Here is a 16,759-nt window from a genome sequence, read left to right as displayed (position 1 = left end):
TTCATTACACTACGCCAGCGCGCAGCAGATCATGCATATGTACCACACCCAGCAGTTGGTCGCCATCGGCAACCATCACTGAGGTAATATGACGGGACTGCATCAGGTTCAGCACATCTACCGCCAGCGTGCCCGGACGGACGCGGATCCCGCCTGGCGTCATCACATCAGCAATGCCCAGCGTTCGGACATCCACACCCATATCGAATACCCGGCGCAGGTCGCCGTCGGTGAAAATGCCCTGAATCTTCATCAGATCGTCGCAGATAACCGTCATGCCCAGGTTTTTACGGGTGATCTCCAGTAACGCGTCGCGCAAAGAGGCCTCTTTGCTCACGTGCGGGATCTCATCTCCGGTGTGCATAATATCGTTAACCCGCAGCAGCAGTTTGCGCCCGAGCGCGCCGCCGGGGTGAGACAGGGCGAAATCTTCAGGCGTAAAACCGCGGGCTTCCAGCAGCGCAACGGCAAGGGCATCGCCCATCACCAGCGCGGCGGTTGTGCTGGAGGTCGGCGCCAGCCCCAGCGGACAGGCTTCTTTAGGCACTTTCACGCACAGGTGAATATCCGCCGCACGCGCCATGCTGCTTTCCGGTCGGCTGGTCATGCAAATCAGCGGTACGTGCAGACGCTTCAGTACCGGGATCAACGCCAGGATTTCATTCGATTCCCCGGAGTTGGACAGCGCAATAACCACGTCCTGCGGCGTAACCATGCCGAGGTCACCGTGCGCGGCTTCACCGGGATGAACGAAGAATGACGACGTGCCGGTACTGGCAAAGGTCGCCGCCATTTTGCGTCCGATATGGCCGGATTTGCCCATCCCCATCACCACGACTTTGCCGGCACAGTAGAACATCTTCTCACAGGCCAGACTAAAATCCTGATTAATGTACTGATCTAACTGCGCCAGACCTTCACGTTCAATCTCCAGAACGTCTTTGCCTGCTTTCTGAAAGTCAAAACCCGGCTGCAATTCTATTTGCGACATAATGCGTTTCCGTTTACCCAGAGAGAAGAGGCGAAAGCCAGTACAGCATCGCCAGCCATACGATAAATCCACCCGTCAGCAGCGCGCCTGCGCCTTTGCCGATCTGCTCTTTTCGCCGCCAGCAGAGCAGGGCGAAAATCACGCTGACCAGCAGCATCACACCGTAATCGCGCGTGAAAACCATAGGGTTAAACGGCCCCGGCGAGATTAGCGCCGGCAGCCCCGTCACGATTGCGATATTGAAAATATTCGAGCCGATGATATTGCCGATGGCGATATCATCTTCCCCTTTACGCGCCCCGGCGATGGCGGTGGCCAGCTCTGGCAGGCTGGTGCCGATGGCGATTACCGTCAGACCGATTGTCAGTTCGCTCATCGCAAACGCGTTCGCCAGCACCGTCGCGTTATCGACCACCATCCGCGTGGCCATTGGCATGATGATCAGCGCGACGCCCAGCCACAGCAGGGCGACGGGTAAGGTCCCTTCCCGGGGCAGCTCGGCGAGATACTCACGCGTAAGGCTATCGTTACCCTGTTTTTCCGCCAGACGTGCGATCTTCACGCTGTAAAGCAACCAGATCACGGCCAGGGCGAGCAGGAATATACCGTCACCGACGCTCAGCACCCCGTCATAAAGTACGTAGCCTGCCAGCAGACTGACGACTAACATTAACGGCAATTCCCGGCGCAAAACATCAGAATGCACGCGAAATGGATGCAATAATGCGGCTAAGCCTAAAATCAGTAAGATATTGACGATGTTAGAGCCAATCGCGGTGCCGATAGCAAGGTCGACCTGCCCATGCAGCGAGGCTGAAACAGAAACGATGATTTCCGGAAGCGATGTGCCGACACTGACCACCGTCATGCCGATAATGATGGGCGGCATGCCAATGAGTCGACAGAGAATGGATGCGGCAAAGACCAAACGGTCAGCACTGTAGACCACCAACAGTAAACCAATTATTAACAGTGCTGTTGCTAAAAGCATCAAAAGTCCTTTCTTCAGGTATACTCGCTGGTCCACTGCGCACGAATGTTGGCGCCAGATGAAGTCTGAGACGTAACGAATTCCTAATTTTGACTTTATGCGCCGGAAAAGTAAAACAAATGCCAGCTTTCGCTAACCCCAATAGTGAATATTCTGTAAAAATGCGGGGTTTAGGGCTGATTTACGCTTCATGCCAGCCGTGAAGCAAGGTAAGTAAGGAACCATAAATGAGCCAAACGATGGCGAATATAGTCGATGTCCGGGGCGTCAGTTTTTCTCGCGGCAACCGGTTAATATTTGATGATATTTCGCTGACCGTGCCGCGCGGTAAAATCACCGCCATCATGGGGCCGTCAGGGATCGGTAAAACCACGTTGCTGCGTCTTATCGGCGGGCAAATCCCCCCTGACAGCGGCGAAATTCTCTTCGACGGCGAAAATGTCCCGGAGATGTCTCGCTCGCGCCTCTACACGGTTCGCAAACGGATGAGCATGCTCTTTCAGTCGGGCGCGCTGTTCACGGATATGAACGTTTTTGACAACGTGGCCTATCCGTTGCGTGAGCACACCCATCTTCCTCCTGAGCTGTTGCACAGCACGGTGATGATGAAGCTTGAAGCCGTGGGGCTGCGGGGGGCTGCGAAACTCATGCCGTCCGAACTCTCGGGTGGGATGGCGCGCCGCGCCGCGCTGGCGCGTGCTATTGCCCTGGAACCCGATTTAATCATGTTCGATGAACCGTTCGTCGGGCAGGACCCTATCACCATGGGCGTGCTGGTGAAGTTAATTTCGGAGCTGAACAGCGCCCTTGGCGTCACCTGCGTGGTGGTTTCCCACGACGTGCCGGAAGTGCTGAGTATCGCTGATTACGCCTATATTGTGGCTGACAAAAAGATCGTCGCCCACGGCAGCGCGCAGGCGTTGCAGGAGAATGGCGATCCGCGCGTGCGGCAGTTCCTGGACGGTATCGCAGATGGGCCGGTGCCTTTCCGCTATCCGGCGGGCGACTATCATGACGATTTACTCGGAATAGGGAGTTAAGCCACTCATGCTGTTAAATGCGTTGGCGGGTCTTGGACACCGTGGCCTAAAAACCATCAGTACGTTCGGGCGTGCCGGATTAATGTTGTTCAACGCGCTGGTCGGCAAACCGGAGTTCCGCAAGCATGCGCCGTTACTGGTACGGCAGCTTTATAACGTCGGCGTGCTGTCGATGCTTATCATCATCGTGTCGGGTCTGTTTATTGGCATGGTGCTGGGGTTGCAGGGGTATCTGGTGCTGACAACCTACAGCGCGGAAACCAGCCTTGGCATGCTGGTGGCGCTCTCGCTGCTGCGTGAACTCGGGCCGGTGGTTGCCGCGCTGCTGTTCGCCGGGCGTGCCGGGTCAGCGTTGACGGCGGAAATTGGCCTGATGCGCGCCACCGAGCAGCTCTCCAGTATGGAGATGATGGCAGTCGATCCGCTGCGCCGGGTAATCTCGCCGCGCTTCTGGGCCGGGGTTATCTCCTTGCCGTTACTGACTATCCTTTTTGTGGCGGTAGGTATCTGGGGAGGCGCGCTGGTTGGCGTTAACTGGAAAGGCATTGATGCCGGATTCTTCTGGTCTGCCATGCAGGACGCCATCGATCTGCGGATGGATCTGGTGAACTGTCTGATCAAGAGCGTGGTTTTCGCTGTGACGGTTACCTGGATTGCGTTGTTTAATGGTTACGATGCCATTCCGACGTCGGCGGGCATTAGCCGTGCAACGACGCGTACTGTCGTACATTCGTCGCTGGCCGTTTTAGGTCTGGATTTTGTGCTCACCGCACTGATGTTTGGGAATTAAGTTCATGCAAACGAGAAAAAATGAAATTTGGGTTGGCGTGTTTCTGCTTCTGGCGCTGCTGGCCGCGCTGTTCATCTGCCTGCGAGCGGCGGACATCACCTCTGTTCGCGCCGAGCCGACGTATCGTGTCTACGCGACTTTCGATAACATCGGCGGCCTGAAAGCGCGCTCACCGGTGCGTATTGGTGGCGTCGTTATCGGACGTGTCGCTGACATTACGCTTGATGAGAAAACCTATCTGCCGCGCGTCGCGATGGATATCGAAGAGCGCTATAACCACATTCCGGACACCAGCTCGCTTTCTATCCGCACCTCTGGCCTGCTGGGGGAGCAATATCTGGCCCTTAACGTTGGTTTTGAAGATCCTGAGCTGGGAACGACTATCCTTAAAGACGGTAGCGTAATCCAGGATACCAAGTCAGCGATGGTGCTGGAAGATATGATTGGTCAGTTCCTTTACAACAGTAAAGGGGATGATAAAAAGTCTGACGATGCCCCTGCGCAGAGTGAAGACCACACCAACGTCGAACCGACGCCAGGCGCGACGAATTAATTTCAGGAGAAGTCATTCATGTTTAAACGACTGTTAATGGTTGCCATGCTGGTCATTGCCCCTCTTACCGCGGCGCACGCTGCGGATCAGAGTAACCCGTACAAACTGATGGATGAGGCCGCGAAGAAAACCTTCGACCGTCTTAAAAACGAACAGCCAAAAATCCGTTCTAACCCTGATTATCTGCGTGATGTGGTGGATCAGGAACTGCTGCCGTATGTGCAGATCAAGTATGCGGGCGCACTGGTGCTGGGCCGTTACTACAAAGACGCGACCCCTGCACAGCGCGAGGCTTACTTTGCGGCGTTCCGTGAATACCTGAAACAGGCTTACGGCCAGGCGCTGGCGATGTACCACGGGCAGACCTATCAGATTGCCCCTGAACAGCCGCTGGGCGATGCCACTATCATTCCTATTCGCGTGACGATTATCGATCCAAACGGTCGTCCACCGGTTCGTCTGGACTTCCAGTGGCGTAAAAACAGCCAGACCGGAAACTGGCAGGCGTACGACATGATCGCTGAAGGCGTCAGCATGATCACCACTAAACAGAACGAGTGGAGCGATCTGCTGCGCACTAAAGGCATCGATGGCCTGACGGCTCAGCTTCAGTCCATCTCTCGTCAGAAAATTACCCTGGACGAGAAGAAGTAATGTCACAGCAGCTTAGCTGGGCGCGTGACGGCGAGACGTTGACGCTGACGGGAGAGCTGGATCAGGATCTGCTTAACCCGCTGTGGGACGCTCGCCATAACGCGATGCAGGGCGTGACGCTGATTGATCTCCATGGTGTTACGCGGGTAGATACCGCCGGTATCGCCCTGCTGGCGCACCTGGTGGCCACGGGCAAAAAGCAGGGGAGTAGCGTTACCCTGACGGGGGTAAGCGATAACGTGATTACCCTTGCACAGCTTTACAATTTGCCCGAAGACGTATTACCTCGCTAATTTTTTCAGTACGTTACTTCTGAAAGCCCCGACAGTTTACGCGTCGGGGCTTTTTGCTTGTTTAAGACCGCGCCACTTTGCTCTAAGATGTTGAGCTTGTTTTCACTATCAGATGATGTAGACCCCATGGAAAATAATGAAATCCAGACTGTGCTGATGAATGCACTCTCCCTTCAGGAAGCCCACGTCTCTGGCGATGGCAGTCACTTCCAGGTTATTGCTGTGGGTGAGATGTTCGACGGAATGAGTCGCGTGAAGAAACAGCAGGCTGTGTACGCGCCGCTGATGGAATACATTGCGGATAACCGCATCCACGCCCTGTCGATTAAAGCGTTCACCCCACAGGAGTGGGCACGCGATCGCAAACTAAACGGTTTTTGAGCTGAGGGCGAAACGCCCGCAGCACGGTTGAATTTATAAGAGAGCAAACGATGGATAAATTTCGTGTACAGGGACCCACGCGTCTCCAGGGCGAAGTCACAATTTCTGGCGCTAAAAACGCCGCGCTGCCCATTCTTTTCGCTGCGCTGCTCGCAGAAGAGCCGGTAGAGATCCAGAACGTACCGAAGCTGAAAGATATCGACACGACCATGAAGTTGCTCGGCCAGTTGGGCACCAAAGTGGAGCGTAACGGTTCCGTCTGGATCGATGCCAGCAACGTGAACAACTTCTCAGCGCCGTATGAGCTGGTGAAAACCATGCGTGCTTCCATCTGGGCGCTTGGTCCGCTGGTGGCGCGTTTCGGTCAGGGACAGGTTTCACTGCCGGGCGGATGCGCTATCGGCGCGCGTCCCGTTGACCTGCATATCTTCGGCCTGGAAAAACTCGGCGCGGAGATCAAGCTGGAAGAGGGTTACGTTAAAGCGTCCGTCAATGGTCGTCTGAAAGGCGCGCACATTGTCATGGACAAAGTGAGCGTGGGCGCAACGGTCACCATCATGTCGGCTGCTACGCTGGCAGAAGGCACTACCATCATCGAAAACGCCGCCCGTGAGCCGGAGATCGTGGATACCGCGAACTTCCTGGTCGCGCTGGGAGCGAAGATCAGCGGGCAGGGCACAGACCGTATCACCATCGAAGGCGTTGAACGTCTGGGTGGTGGTGTGTATCGCGTACTGCCAGATCGTATCGAAACCGGTACTTTCCTGGTGGCCGCGGCCATTTCTGGCGGTAAGATTGTCTGCCGTAACGCCCAGCCAGATACCCTGGATGCGGTGCTGGCGAAACTGCGCGATGCGGGTGCGGATATCGAAATCGGTGAAGACTGGATCAGCCTCGATATGCACGGGCAGCGTCCTAAAGCCGTTAACGTGCGTACTGCGCCACATCCGGCATTCCCGACGGATATGCAGGCACAGTTCACGCTGTTGAACCTGGTGGCCGAAGGCACGGGCTTCATCACGGAAACTATCTTCGAAAACCGTTTCATGCACGTACCGGAACTGATCCGTATGGGTGCGCATGCTGAGATTGAAAGCAACACGGTAATTTGCCACGGCGTTGAAAAACTGTCCGGTGCGCAGGTGATGGCGACCGATCTGCGCGCGTCTGCGAGCCTCGTGCTGGCAGGTTGTATTGCGGAAGGGACTACCGTTGTCGATCGTATCTACCACATCGATCGTGGTTACGAGCGTATTGAGGACAAACTGCGCGCGCTGGGTGCAAATATCGAGCGTGTGAAGGGCGAGTAATCGTTCCGGCACCCCCCTGCCAGAACAGGCCGGGGGATTGCTGTTCCTGTCAATCCTGGTGCATCAGTCCTGATGCGCTTTCTTCGTTTTACTCTGGCGCATCATGCGCGTTCTGTCGATAAATTCATGGGTAATAGGATCGTGGTAGCGTGACGGCCATATCACCCACGGATGCGTATCCAGCGCCGTCGCGATAATCAGTTCCCCCTTCGGCCATGGGCGGGTCAGAGCGTTTGCCAGCGTCGACGAGCTTAGCCCATGACGACGTGATTCGGCAGCCAGCGATGTTCCTTTTTTACGCAGTGCCGCAATAATGTCAGCAGAATGCCAGTCGATGAATTTTGTATCCATAATGCTGTCCTTGTGTTCGTTATCGTCCACGTCGTTTCGTGTGAAAAGACAGCATTACTATACTCACTTCGAACATGTGTTCTAAAAAGTTCATGTTACGAGAAGCAATATTCAGAATAAGGCACGGCTTTATACATGCGGCCTGTAACCCGATGGGCTTACGCGGAAATGTAATTTATTGGTGTGTACTGGAATCTCCCTGCGTGGGCGCAGGGAGATGAGGAGGGGATTATCGGTCGCGCTGGACGGCGATGTGCGCGAGGCCGATTAGCGCATCACGCCATGGGCTGTCGGGAATGACCTGAATGGCGGCGATGGCTTTGTCCGCTTCTTCTTCAGCGCGCTGACGCGTCCATTCCAGGGAGCCGCAGATTGCCATTGTTTCCAGTACCGGTTCCAGAAGATGGCGTCCATTTCCCTGCTCGATAGCCTCCCGGATCATTTTCGCCTGCTCTGGTGTACCATTGCGCATCGCGTGGAGCAGTGGCAGCGTTGGCTTGCCTTCGTTCAGGTCATCGCCGACGTTTTTACCGAGCGTTTCGCCATCCGCGCTGTAGTCCAGCAAATCATCAATCAGCTGGAACGCGGTGCCGAGGTAACGGCCATAGTCCTGAAGGCCCTTTTCCTGAGCTTCGCTACAGCCAGCCAGAATGCCGGAGCATTGCGCGGCGGCTTCGAACAGACGTGCGGTCTTGCTGTAAATTACCCGCATATAGTTTTCTTCGGTGATGTCCGGGTCGTTGACGTTCATCAGCTGTAGGACTTCACCTTCAGCGATAACGTTCACGGCTTCTGACATCACTTCCAGCACCTTCAGCGAACCAAGGCTGGTCATCATCTGGAAGGCTCGGGTATAGATAAAATCGCCTACCAGAACGCTTGCCGCATTACCAAACGCGGCGTTGGCGGTGGCTTTACCACGACGCATGTCTGATTCATCCACAACATCGTCGTGAAGCAGGGTGGCGGTGTGGATAAATTCGATCAGCGCCGCGATCGTGACGTGGGCATTTCCCTGATAGCCAACCGCGCGCGCAGCCAGAATGGCAATCATCGGACGAATACGTTTACCGCCGCCGCTGACGATATAATAGCCCAACTGATTGATCAGCTGAACGTCAGAGTTGAGTTGCTCCAGGATTGCTGCATTCACACCCGCCATATCTTGCGCGGTTAACTCATTGATTTTTTCTAAATTCATCGCAAAAGCCGGGCTTTTTATCCTGTTTATCCCACACGAGATGGGTACACAAAGGGTTTCGGTTTATAAATAGTATTGCTGATTGTACTGAAAAAACGGCTCAGATAAACGTTACCGTACGTGTTGTGTTTTTTTTCTTCATGTATTGATGGTAGCACTTGTCAAAGGCTCGCGTTTTGCGTAATATTCGCGCCCTATTGTGAATATTTATAGCGCACTCTGAATCATACGAGGATGTGCGCGGAAGCGGAGTTTATATGTACGCGGTTTTCCAAAGTGGTGGTAAACAACACCGAGTAAGCGAAGGTCAGACCGTTCGCCTGGAAAAGCTGGACATCGCAACTGGCGAATCTGTTGAGTTCGCTGAAGTTCTGATGATCGCAAACGGTGAAGAAGTCAAAATCGGCGTTCCTTTCGTTGATGGCGGCGTTATCAAAGCTGAAGTTGTTGCTCACGGTCGTGGCGAGAAAGTTAAAATCGTTAAGTTTCGTCGTCGTAAACACTATCGTAAGCAGCAGGGCCACCGTCAGTGGTTCACTGATGTGAAAATTACTGGCATCAGCGCCTAAGACCTGAGGAGAGATTTAAATGGCACATAAAAAGGCTGGCGGCTCCACACGTAACGGTCGCGATTCAGAAGCTAAACGCCTGGGCGTTAAGCGTTTCGGTGGCGAATCCGTTCTGGCGGGTAGCATCATCGTTCGTCAGCGTGGCACCAAGTTCCACGCGGGTACCAACGTAGGTTGCGGTCGTGACCACACTCTGTTTGCTAAAGCAGACGGTAAAGTGAAATTTGAAGTTAAAGGCCCGAACAACCGTAAATACATCAGCATCGTTGCTGAGTAAGGTTTTCTCGGTCCGGTAACGGATTAAAGCCCCGCAACGTGTTGCGGGGCTTTTTACATTGGAAACCCGGAAAATTTTCTGTAGGGAAAACGGGCATGAAGCAGCAGGCCGGCATGGGTATTCTTTTGGCGCTCACTACCGCAATGTGCTGGGGTGCGCTGCCAATTGCAATGAAGCAGGTACTGGAAGTCATGGAGCCACCGACGGTGGTGTTTTATCGCTTCCTGATGGCAAGCATAGGTCTGGGCGCCATTCTGGCCGTTAAAGGTAAACTGCCACCGCTGCGCATCTTCCGAAAACCGCGTTGGCTGGTGTTACTGGCTATCGCGACGGGCGGTCTGTTCGGTAACTTCATTCTGTTCAGCTCTTCCCTGCAATATCTTAGCCCTACAGCGTCGCAGGTGATTGGTCAGCTTTCACCGGTCGGCATGATGGTCGCCAGCGTATTCATCCTCAAGGAGAAGATGCGCGGCACGCAGATCATCGGGGCAAGCATGCTGCTTTGCGGGCTGGTGATGTTCTTTAACACCAGCCTGATTGAGATTTTTACCCGCCTGACGGATTACACCTGGGGTGTCATTTTTGGGGTGGGCGCAGCAACGGTCTGGGTGAGTTATGGCGTCGCGCAAAAGGTGTTATTGCGCCGTCTTGCCTCACAGCAGATCCTCTTTTTGCTGTACACTTTGTGTACACTGGCATTATTGCCGTTAGCGAAGCCGGGTGTAATTACCCAGCTCAGCGACTGGCAACTGGCGTGCCTCATTTTTTGTGGGCTGAATACGCTGGTCGGTTATGGCGCGCTGGCTGAAGCCATGGCGCGCTGGCAGGCAGCACAGGTGAGCGCCTTAATCACGCTTACCCCGCTGTTTACGCTGTTATTTTCAGATTTGTTATCAATGGCCTGGCCCGATGTCTTCGTCAAGCCGATGCTCAACCTGTTGGGTTATCTCGGTGCGTTTGTCGTGGTTGCGGGCGCGATGTATTCCGCCATTGGTCATCGTCTCTGGGGGCGTTGGCGCAAAAATGAAGCGGTTGTAATAGTCCCCCGCTCAGGCGAATGAGTTACGGAGAGTAAAATGAAGTTTGTTGATGAAGCGACGATTCTGGTCGTGGCAGGTGATGGCGGTAACGGTTGTGTAAGCTTCCGCCGTGAAAAATATATTCCTCGTGGCGGTCCTGACGGCGGTGACGGTGGGGACGGTGGCGACGTGTGGCTGGAGGCGGATGAAAACCTCAACACGCTGATCGACTACCGTTTCGAAAAATCTTTCCGCGCCGAGCGTGGCCAGAACGGCCAGAGCCGCGACTGTACCGGTAAACGCGGTAAAGACGTGACGATCAAAGTGCCGGTGGGTACGCGTGTCATCGATCAGGGCACGGGCGAAACCATGGGTGATATGACCAAACACGGTCAGCGCCTGATGGTGGCGAAAGGCGGCTGGCATGGTCTGGGTAACAGCCGTTTCAAATCTTCCGTTAACCGTACCCCGCGTCAGAAAACCATGGGTACCCCGGGTGATAAGCGCGACCTGCAACTGGAACTGATGCTGCTGGCGGATGTGGGGATGCTGGGTATGCCAAACGCCGGTAAATCGACGTTTATCCGTGCGGTCTCTGCGGCGAAACCCAAAGTAGCGGATTATCCGTTTACGACGCTGGTGCCGAGCCTGGGCGTTGTCCGTATGGATAACGAGAAGAGCTTTGTGGTCGCTGACATCCCGGGTCTGATTGAAGGGGCAGCAGAAGGCGCCGGTCTGGGTATTCGCTTCCTGAAGCACCTTGAGCGTTGTCGCGTACTGTTGCACCTCATCGACATCGATCCAATCGACGGTTCCGATCCGGTTGAAAACGCCCGTATCATTATTGGCGAGCTGGAGAAATACAGTGAAAAACTGGCGCAAAAACCGCGCTGGCTGGTATTCAACAAGATCGACCTGATGGACAAAGCGGAAGCTGAAGCGAAAGCTAAAGCGATTGCCGAAGCGATGGGTTGGGAAGATAAGTACTATCTGATCTCTGCCGCCAGCCAGGTTGGCGTGAAAGATCTCTGCTGGGATGTGATGACCTTTATCATCGAGAATCCGGTTGTTCAGGCAGAAGAGGCGAAACAGCCTGAAAAAGTCGAATTCATGTGGGATGACTACCACCGCCAGCAGCTCGAAGAGCTGGAAGCGGAAGAAGATGATGAAGACTGGGACGATGACTGGGATGAAGACGACGAAGAAGGCGTCGAGTTCATCTACAAGCACTAACCCCTGTATAAAGCCCCTTAACGGGGCTTTTTTTTATCCTATTTTCGCCGGTAACCAACAGCTGGCGATGAGGCCGCCCTCAGCGCCGTTCTCCAGCGTTAAATGGCCATGATGGAGCTGTACGATACGCTGTACGATGCTCAGCCCAAGGCCGCTGCCGCCGTAGCGCTGGTCGAGACGTCGGAAAGGTTCGGTGATCGACTGGCGGTGCGCCTCATCAATACCCGGCCCCTGATCGGTAACGCTCACCCGGGTACCGCCCTCCGTCGCTGTTAATGCCACTTCAATGGTTGTGCCTGCCGGGCTGTAGCGGGCGGCATTCTCCAGAAGGTTCCTTAGCATCAGACGTAACAGGACGGCGTCCCCCTGAACCGTCAGCACGCTGTGGGCCGGCCATATTACCGTATGCTCTTTGGCTTCATGCTCCAGGCTGAGCGGAGCAATGATCGTCTCCGTCCAGTTCACGGTATCGTAATGGCCGCTGGCCATCGCCTGCCCGGCACGCGCCAGCATCAGCAGCTGTTCCACCGTGTGCATCAACTGATCGATACGGCTTATCAGTGGCGTGGCCTGCGGGGAACCGGACTGAGCCATCAGTTCCAGATGGAGCCTGATCCCCGCAAGCGGCGTACGTAACTCGTGTGCCGCATCGGCGGTAAACAGGCGTTCCTGTTGAATAGTGTGGTCCAGCCGGGCGAGGAGTTGATTGAGCGAGGTGGTCACAGCGCCTATCTCTTCCATATCGGAATACATCGGCAGGGGAGTCAGATTATCCGCCGAACGGTTCGCAAGGCTGGCGCGAAGTTTGTTGAGTGGTCGGGTGATCCAGGTGACTGCCCAGAATGAGAAGAGCAAGGTAAAACCGACCATCACCAGAGAAGGGACCAGCAGGGAGGCAATGGCTTCGCGGATCTCTTTTTCGACATGGTTGTTGCGCGCTTTGGCGGACAATGTTTCGTTCACCAGAAAACCGATCTGCTCGCGGCTCTCATGCCACAGCCAGACTACGCTAATGAGTTGAAAAAATAGCAGAATAACCGCCAGCAACACCATTAATCGCCGGCGCATACTGTTCATTTCTGGCTCTCCAGACGGTAACCCACGCCGCGTACGGTTTTGATGCGATCTTTACCGAGCTTGCGCCGCAGATTATGAATGTGAACTTCAAGCGTGTTTGATCCTGGATCGTCCTGCCAGGAGTAGATGTCCTGTTGCAGCGTTTCACGGTGCACGGTCTGCCCGCTGCGCATGATCAGGCGCGTCAGCAGAGCGAACTCTTTTGGCGTCACTTCCACAGGCTGAGACTGGCGCAGCACCTGCTGAGTTTGCAGATTGAGGGTGATATCTCCGTCCGTCAGCAGGTTGTCGCTATGGCCCTGATAGCGGCGGATCAACGCCCGTACGCGAGCCTGTAGCTCGGCAAGGGCGAAGGGTTTTACCAGATAATCGTCAGCGCCAGAATCCAGCCCGTTAATTCTGTCTTCAATGGCATCGCGGGCGGTGAGAATCAAGACGGGATTCTCAACCCCGCGACGACGCCACTGGCAGAGCAGCGTCGCGCCGTCTTTATCCGGCAGCCCTAAATCCAGGATCACGAGGCTGTATTCACCGCTCTGGATCAGGGCATCTGCTTCAGCGGCCGTGGTGGCACAATCCAGGGCGTAGCCTTCATTCCCCAGCGCCAGCGCTAACCCTTCCTGCAATAACAGATCGTCTTCAACTATCAGTAGTTTCATCGCTAGTTATTCTGGTAGATGTCCTTATAGAGCCTGCTTTCGAAACGCACCAGTGGAATACGGCGATTGCGCTGGTCAGCCGGTTCGACGGCATAGCCGGAAAGATACTGCACAAATGCCATGCGTTGTCCGCTGGCGGTAGTGATAAAACCGGCAAGGTTGTAAACGCCTTGCAGGGAACCCGTTTTGGCTGACACTTTGCCATCCACGCCCGCAGCGTGAAGGCCCGCGCGGTACTGAAGAGAGCCGTCGTGTCCGGCAAGCGGCAGCATCGTAATAAAGTTTAGCTCAGCGTCATGCTGAGCAATGTACTGCAACACCTGCATCATGGTGGCCGGCGAGATCAGGTTATGACGCGATAAACCGGAACCATCAACGGCGATCGTATTGCCCAGATCGATACCCGCCTGCTGGCGCAGGATCTGACGTACGGCATCAGAACCGGCCCGCCAGGTGCCCGGCACACCAAATCGCGCGTGCCCAATCATGCGGAACACCGTGTCGGCAATCATGTTATCCGACTTTTTCAGCATAATCTTAAGCAAATCATGCAGTGGCGCGGACTGTTTGCTGGCGATCACCGTGCCTGGCTCATTCACCTGCGTCTGGCGCAGCAGCGTTCCGGTGTAGGTTATGCCCGCCTGCTTCAGTTCATCTTTAAAAATGGCACCGGCATAGCCCGCGCCATCCTGAATGGCGAAGGCCAGCGGGAGGGGATCGGACCGCTGGGTCAGGCAGCCGGTGAGCGTATAGCGATTGAGATCGCCCGGTACCACGTCCAGCTCGCAATACTGCGCCTCCGGGGAGCCTTTCGCCAGCGTCCGCACCTGGCTGAACATCGTGACCGGGTAGTATGAGGCCACGCGGATAAAAGCTAAGTCATTTGGTTTTGGCGCGCTGTAAAGCGATACGGAGAAGCAGTTACGGTCAACGATGGCGGCGGCTGGCGGGGCGCTAAAGCACTGCGTCATGTCGTTCCACGGCCAGCCAGGCGCTTTATCGTGGCTGGCGAAAATGGAGGTGTCGATCAGCACGTTGCCATCAATTTTTGTTACGCCGGATTTTTTCAGTACCGCCACCATATTGCGGACATCCTGGCGCTTAAAGGTGGGATCGCCACCAAAACGGGCGATAAGATCGCCTTTCAGTTCGCCACCCTTAACGTTACCTCTGGTTTCAAGGGTGGTAGTAAAACGGAAGTCAGGCCCGAGCTGGAGCAGGGCGGCGAGGGCAGTGATCACCTTCTGGGTACTGGCAGGCAGCGCCATCTGTTGACTGTGATAGTCAATCTCGGGAGCCTGCGCGCCAACCTTCTGCACCATCAGGGCAAGGTTCGCGCCGGCGGGCAGTTGATTAATGTACTCATCAACATTCGCGGCCTGAACAGTGAACGTTATACTGGTAGTCAATCCGATGATAAAACTGGAAAATCGCATAATCTCGCGCTAACAACCCGAAAACAAACCGTCATACTACGGTGCATGGCACTGTAAAGTAAACGATGACCCATAGTGAACTTCGCGGTAAAATGCGTATCAAATTGAAAAATTGCTGCTGACCTGGGGCGTTGCTCCCGGGTCGGTTTTCTTTTTGCTTCTGGCCTGTTCAGGTGGGCTGGAGCAGGGAACACTGCTCCCAACAGGAATGTTTAAGAGGTATAACAAATGCAAGCTATTCCGATGACCTTACGTGGTGCCGAAAAACTGCGCGAAGAGCTGGATTTTCTCAAATCCGTGCGTCGCCCTGAAATCATCGCCGCTATCGCGGAAGCGCGTGAGCATGGCGACCTGAAAGAGAATGCTGAATACCACGCGGCGCGTGAGCAGCAGGGTTTCTGTGAGGGGCGCATTAAAGATATCGAGGCGAAACTGTCTAACGCGCAGGTTATCGATATCACCAAAATGCCAAATAATGGCCGTGTGATCTTCGGCTCTACCGTCAGCGTCCTGAATCTGGACAACGACGAAGAGCAGACCTATCGCATCGTGGGTGATGATGAAGCGGACTTCAAACAGAACCTGATTTCGGTGAACTCGCCGATTGCTCGTGGCCTGATTGGCAAAGAGCAGGACGATGTGGTCACCATCCGCACCCCTGGTGGTGAAGTGGAATACGAAATTATTAAGGTTGAATACCTGTAATTCGCTTCTCTACTAAGATGTTGATACATTGTAAAGAAAAGAAAAAGGCCGCATAGCGGCCTTTTATCAACTCAAGGAGCATGGCATTTTGCTCGCCTGCTGAAAGAAATCCCTCGTTTCACACAGAAAATGTGTTCGATTCAGGATATCCTTAACGTGGCAGCGAGATTTTGCGCTCTTTAGATGGGCGATAGAGCACCAGCGTTTTACCGATGACCTGTACATTACAGGCGCCGGTTTCGCGCACGATGGCTTCCACGATCAGGTTTTTAGTGTCTCTGTCTTCAGAGGCGATTTTCACCTTGATCAGCTCGTGGTGTTCCAGCGCTTGTTCAATCTCGGCAAGCACCCCTTCGGTCAAACCATTGTTGCCAAGCATCACTACAGGCTTGAGCGGATGTGCCAGACCTTTAAGGTGCTGTTTTTGTTTAGTACTCAGATTCATCGTATATTTTTGCTTACGTTGGGATTGAAAACGGTTCATTCTACCGCCATCTCCCTAATATCGCCAAATAGCTGCGTAGAAATTTACGTCACAGGCAAGCAACGATGAACCAGGACGGAAATGTTAAATGACAGGTAAAAAGCGTTCTGCCAGCTCCAGCCGCTGGCTTCAGGAACACTTTAGCGATAAATATGTTCAACAGGCGCAGAAAAAGGGGTTGCGTTCCCGCGCCTGGTTTAAACTTGATGAAATACAGCAAAGTGACAAACTTTTTAAACCGGGAATGACGGTGGTCGACCTCGGTGCGGCACCTGGCGGATGGTCCCAGTATGCGGTTACGCAGATCGGCGGAACGGGCCGAATCATCGCATGCGATCTTTTACCAATGGATCCCATCGTCGGTGTCGACTTCCTTCAGGGCGACTTTCGTGATGAATTAGTGCTTAAAGCACTACTTGATCGTGTTGGTGACAGTAAGGTCCAGGTTGTCATGTCGGATATGGCGCCAAATATGTGTGGAACACCGGCGGTGGATATCCCCCGCGCCATGTATCTGGTGGAACTAGCGTTAGAAATGTGTCGTGATGTACTAGCGCCTGGTGGTAGTTTTGTTGTGAAGGTGTTTCAGGGCGAAGGTTTCGAGGAGTATCTTAAGGAAATTCGCTCCCTGTTTGCGAAGGTCAAAGTTCGTAAGCCGGACTCTTCCCGGGCCCGTTCCCGTGAAGTGTATATTGTAGCGACCGGGCGAAAATGATAACCGGTAGATTTCAGGCGAAAGTTTGAA

Annotated in this window: 21 protein-coding genes; 13 read left to right on the top strand and 8 right to left on the bottom strand. The window is 54.4% G+C overall.

Annotated features, from left to right (window positions below; genetic code table 11):
* Positions 1-4: 4 nt before the first annotated feature.
* Positions 5-991, bottom strand: a complete 987-nt coding sequence (gene kdsD / locus L379_RS02980; RefSeq protein WP_003861853.1) for an arabinose-5-phosphate isomerase KdsD — start codon at positions 989-991, stop codon at positions 5-7.
* A 13-nt stretch (positions 992-1,004) separates the two neighbouring features.
* The gene (locus L379_RS02985; RefSeq protein WP_032655238.1) at positions 1,005-1,982 is read right to left on the bottom strand and encodes a calcium/sodium antiporter; all 978 of its coding nucleotides are present in this window, start codon (positions 1,980-1,982) and stop codon (positions 1,005-1,007) included.
* Between the two features lie 227 nt (positions 1,983-2,209).
* Between L379_RS02985 and mlaF the strand changes: the two genes are divergently transcribed.
* From mlaF to murA, 7 genes are all read left to right on the top strand, one after another.
* Positions 2,210-3,022, top strand: coding sequence for a phospholipid ABC transporter ATP-binding protein MlaF (gene mlaF, locus L379_RS02990; RefSeq protein WP_006812132.1), 813 nt, complete (start codon positions 2,210-2,212; stop codon positions 3,020-3,022).
* 7 nt (positions 3,023-3,029) lie between these two features.
* The gene (gene mlaE / locus L379_RS02995; RefSeq protein ID WP_003861848.1) at positions 3,030-3,812 is read left to right on the top strand and encodes a lipid asymmetry maintenance ABC transporter permease subunit MlaE; all 783 of its coding nucleotides are present in this window, start codon (positions 3,030-3,032) and stop codon (positions 3,810-3,812) included.
* 4 nt (positions 3,813-3,816) lie between these two features.
* Positions 3,817-4,365, top strand: a complete 549-nt coding sequence (gene mlaD / locus L379_RS03000; RefSeq protein WP_006812131.1) for an outer membrane lipid asymmetry maintenance protein MlaD — start codon at positions 3,817-3,819, stop codon at positions 4,363-4,365.
* 18 nt (positions 4,366-4,383) lie between these two features.
* The gene (gene mlaC / locus L379_RS03005) at positions 4,384-5,019 is read left to right on the top strand and encodes a phospholipid-binding protein MlaC (protein ID WP_006812130.1); all 636 of its coding nucleotides are present in this window, start codon (positions 4,384-4,386) and stop codon (positions 5,017-5,019) included.
* Positions 5,019-5,312: a lipid asymmetry maintenance protein MlaB gene (mlaB, locus tag L379_RS03010; RefSeq protein ID WP_003861843.1), complete on the top strand. Its 294-nt coding sequence runs from the start codon at positions 5,019-5,021 to the stop codon at positions 5,310-5,312. The genes mlaC and mlaB overlap by 1 nt, the downstream gene beginning before the upstream one ends.
* A gap of 126 nt (positions 5,313-5,438) precedes the next feature.
* Complete coding sequence (ibaG, locus tag L379_RS03015; protein ID WP_003861840.1) at positions 5,439-5,693, top strand: BolA family iron metabolism protein IbaG; 255 nt, start codon at positions 5,439-5,441, stop codon at positions 5,691-5,693.
* Positions 5,694-5,743: 50 nt separating this feature from the next.
* Positions 5,744-7,003 carry a UDP-N-acetylglucosamine 1-carboxyvinyltransferase gene (gene murA, locus L379_RS03020; protein ID WP_006812128.1) on the top strand — a complete coding sequence of 420 codons (1,260 nt, stop codon included), beginning with the start codon at positions 5,744-5,746 and terminating at the stop codon, positions 7,001-7,003.
* A gap of 63 nt (positions 7,004-7,066) precedes the next feature.
* Here murA and sfsB read toward each other — a convergent pair whose 3' ends face one another.
* Both sfsB and ispB read right to left on the bottom strand, forming a co-directional pair.
* Positions 7,067-7,354, bottom strand: a complete 288-nt coding sequence (gene sfsB / locus L379_RS03025) for a DNA-binding transcriptional regulator SfsB (protein ID WP_017382732.1) — start codon at positions 7,352-7,354, stop codon at positions 7,067-7,069.
* Between the two features lie 229 nt (positions 7,355-7,583).
* Positions 7,584-8,555 carry an octaprenyl diphosphate synthase gene (gene ispB, locus L379_RS03030; RefSeq protein WP_006812126.1) on the bottom strand — a complete coding sequence of 324 codons (972 nt, stop codon included), beginning with the start codon at positions 8,553-8,555 and terminating at the stop codon, positions 7,584-7,586.
* A 257-nt stretch (positions 8,556-8,812) separates the two neighbouring features.
* Between ispB and rplU the strand changes: the two genes are divergently transcribed.
* The 4 genes from rplU to cgtA all read left to right on the top strand — a co-directional run bounded on the left by rplU (position 8,813) and on the right by cgtA (position 11,653).
* Complete coding sequence (rplU, locus tag L379_RS03035) at positions 8,813-9,124, top strand: 50S ribosomal protein L21 (RefSeq protein WP_003025032.1); 312 nt, start codon at positions 8,813-8,815, stop codon at positions 9,122-9,124.
* A gap of 19 nt (positions 9,125-9,143) precedes the next feature.
* The gene (rpmA, locus tag L379_RS03040) at positions 9,144-9,401 is read left to right on the top strand and encodes a 50S ribosomal protein L27 (RefSeq protein WP_003861831.1); all 258 of its coding nucleotides are present in this window, start codon (positions 9,144-9,146) and stop codon (positions 9,399-9,401) included.
* A gap of 95 nt (positions 9,402-9,496) precedes the next feature.
* A complete protein-coding gene (locus L379_RS03045; protein ID WP_015571979.1) occupies positions 9,497-10,462 on the top strand; it encodes a DMT family transporter in 966 nt (321 codons plus the stop codon).
* A 15-nt stretch (positions 10,463-10,477) separates the two neighbouring features.
* Positions 10,478-11,653: an Obg family GTPase CgtA gene (gene cgtA, locus L379_RS03050; protein ID WP_003861823.1), complete on the top strand. Its 1,176-nt coding sequence runs from the start codon at positions 10,478-10,480 to the stop codon at positions 11,651-11,653.
* A gap of 33 nt (positions 11,654-11,686) precedes the next feature.
* Here the strand turns inward: cgtA and pmrB are convergent, their stop codons facing one another.
* From pmrB to dacB, 3 genes are read right to left on the bottom strand one after another with little or no spacing between them, the layout of a single operon-like run.
* Positions 11,687-12,730, bottom strand: coding sequence for a two-component system sensor histidine kinase PmrB (gene pmrB / locus L379_RS03055; RefSeq protein WP_017693913.1), 1,044 nt, complete (start codon positions 12,728-12,730; stop codon positions 11,687-11,689).
* Complete coding sequence (pmrA, locus tag L379_RS03060; RefSeq protein ID WP_015571977.1) at positions 12,727-13,389, bottom strand: two-component system response regulator PmrA; 663 nt, start codon at positions 13,387-13,389, stop codon at positions 12,727-12,729. The genes pmrB and pmrA overlap by 4 nt, the downstream gene beginning before the upstream one ends.
* 2 nt (positions 13,390-13,391) lie before the next feature.
* Positions 13,392-14,825, bottom strand: coding sequence for a serine-type D-Ala-D-Ala carboxypeptidase (gene dacB, locus L379_RS03065; protein WP_032655235.1), 1,434 nt, complete (start codon positions 14,823-14,825; stop codon positions 13,392-13,394).
* 228 nt (positions 14,826-15,053) lie between these two features.
* Between dacB and greA the strand changes: the two genes are divergently transcribed.
* Positions 15,054-15,530 carry a transcription elongation factor GreA gene (gene greA / locus L379_RS03070; protein WP_006812122.1) on the top strand — a complete coding sequence of 159 codons (477 nt, stop codon included), beginning with the start codon at positions 15,054-15,056 and terminating at the stop codon, positions 15,528-15,530.
* Between the two features lie 151 nt (positions 15,531-15,681).
* Here greA and yhbY read toward each other — a convergent pair whose 3' ends face one another.
* Positions 15,682-15,975, bottom strand: a complete 294-nt coding sequence (gene yhbY, locus L379_RS03075) for a ribosome assembly RNA-binding protein YhbY (protein WP_003861814.1) — start codon at positions 15,973-15,975, stop codon at positions 15,682-15,684.
* A gap of 127 nt (positions 15,976-16,102) precedes the next feature.
* Between yhbY and rlmE the strand changes: the two genes are divergently transcribed.
* Positions 16,103-16,729 carry a 23S rRNA (uridine(2552)-2'-O)-methyltransferase RlmE gene (gene rlmE / locus L379_RS03080; RefSeq protein WP_003861812.1) on the top strand — a complete coding sequence of 209 codons (627 nt, stop codon included), beginning with the start codon at positions 16,103-16,105 and terminating at the stop codon, positions 16,727-16,729.
* The last annotated feature ends 30 nt before the right edge of the window (positions 16,730-16,759 follow it).

It is taken from the genome of Enterobacter sp. MGH 33 (genome assembly GCF_000534535.1).
Lineage (GTDB): Bacteria > Pseudomonadota > Gammaproteobacteria > Enterobacterales > Enterobacteriaceae > Enterobacter > Enterobacter hormaechei_C.
Note: the sequence above shows the minus strand (reverse complement) of the source record. Positions and strands in the feature narration are given on the sequence as shown.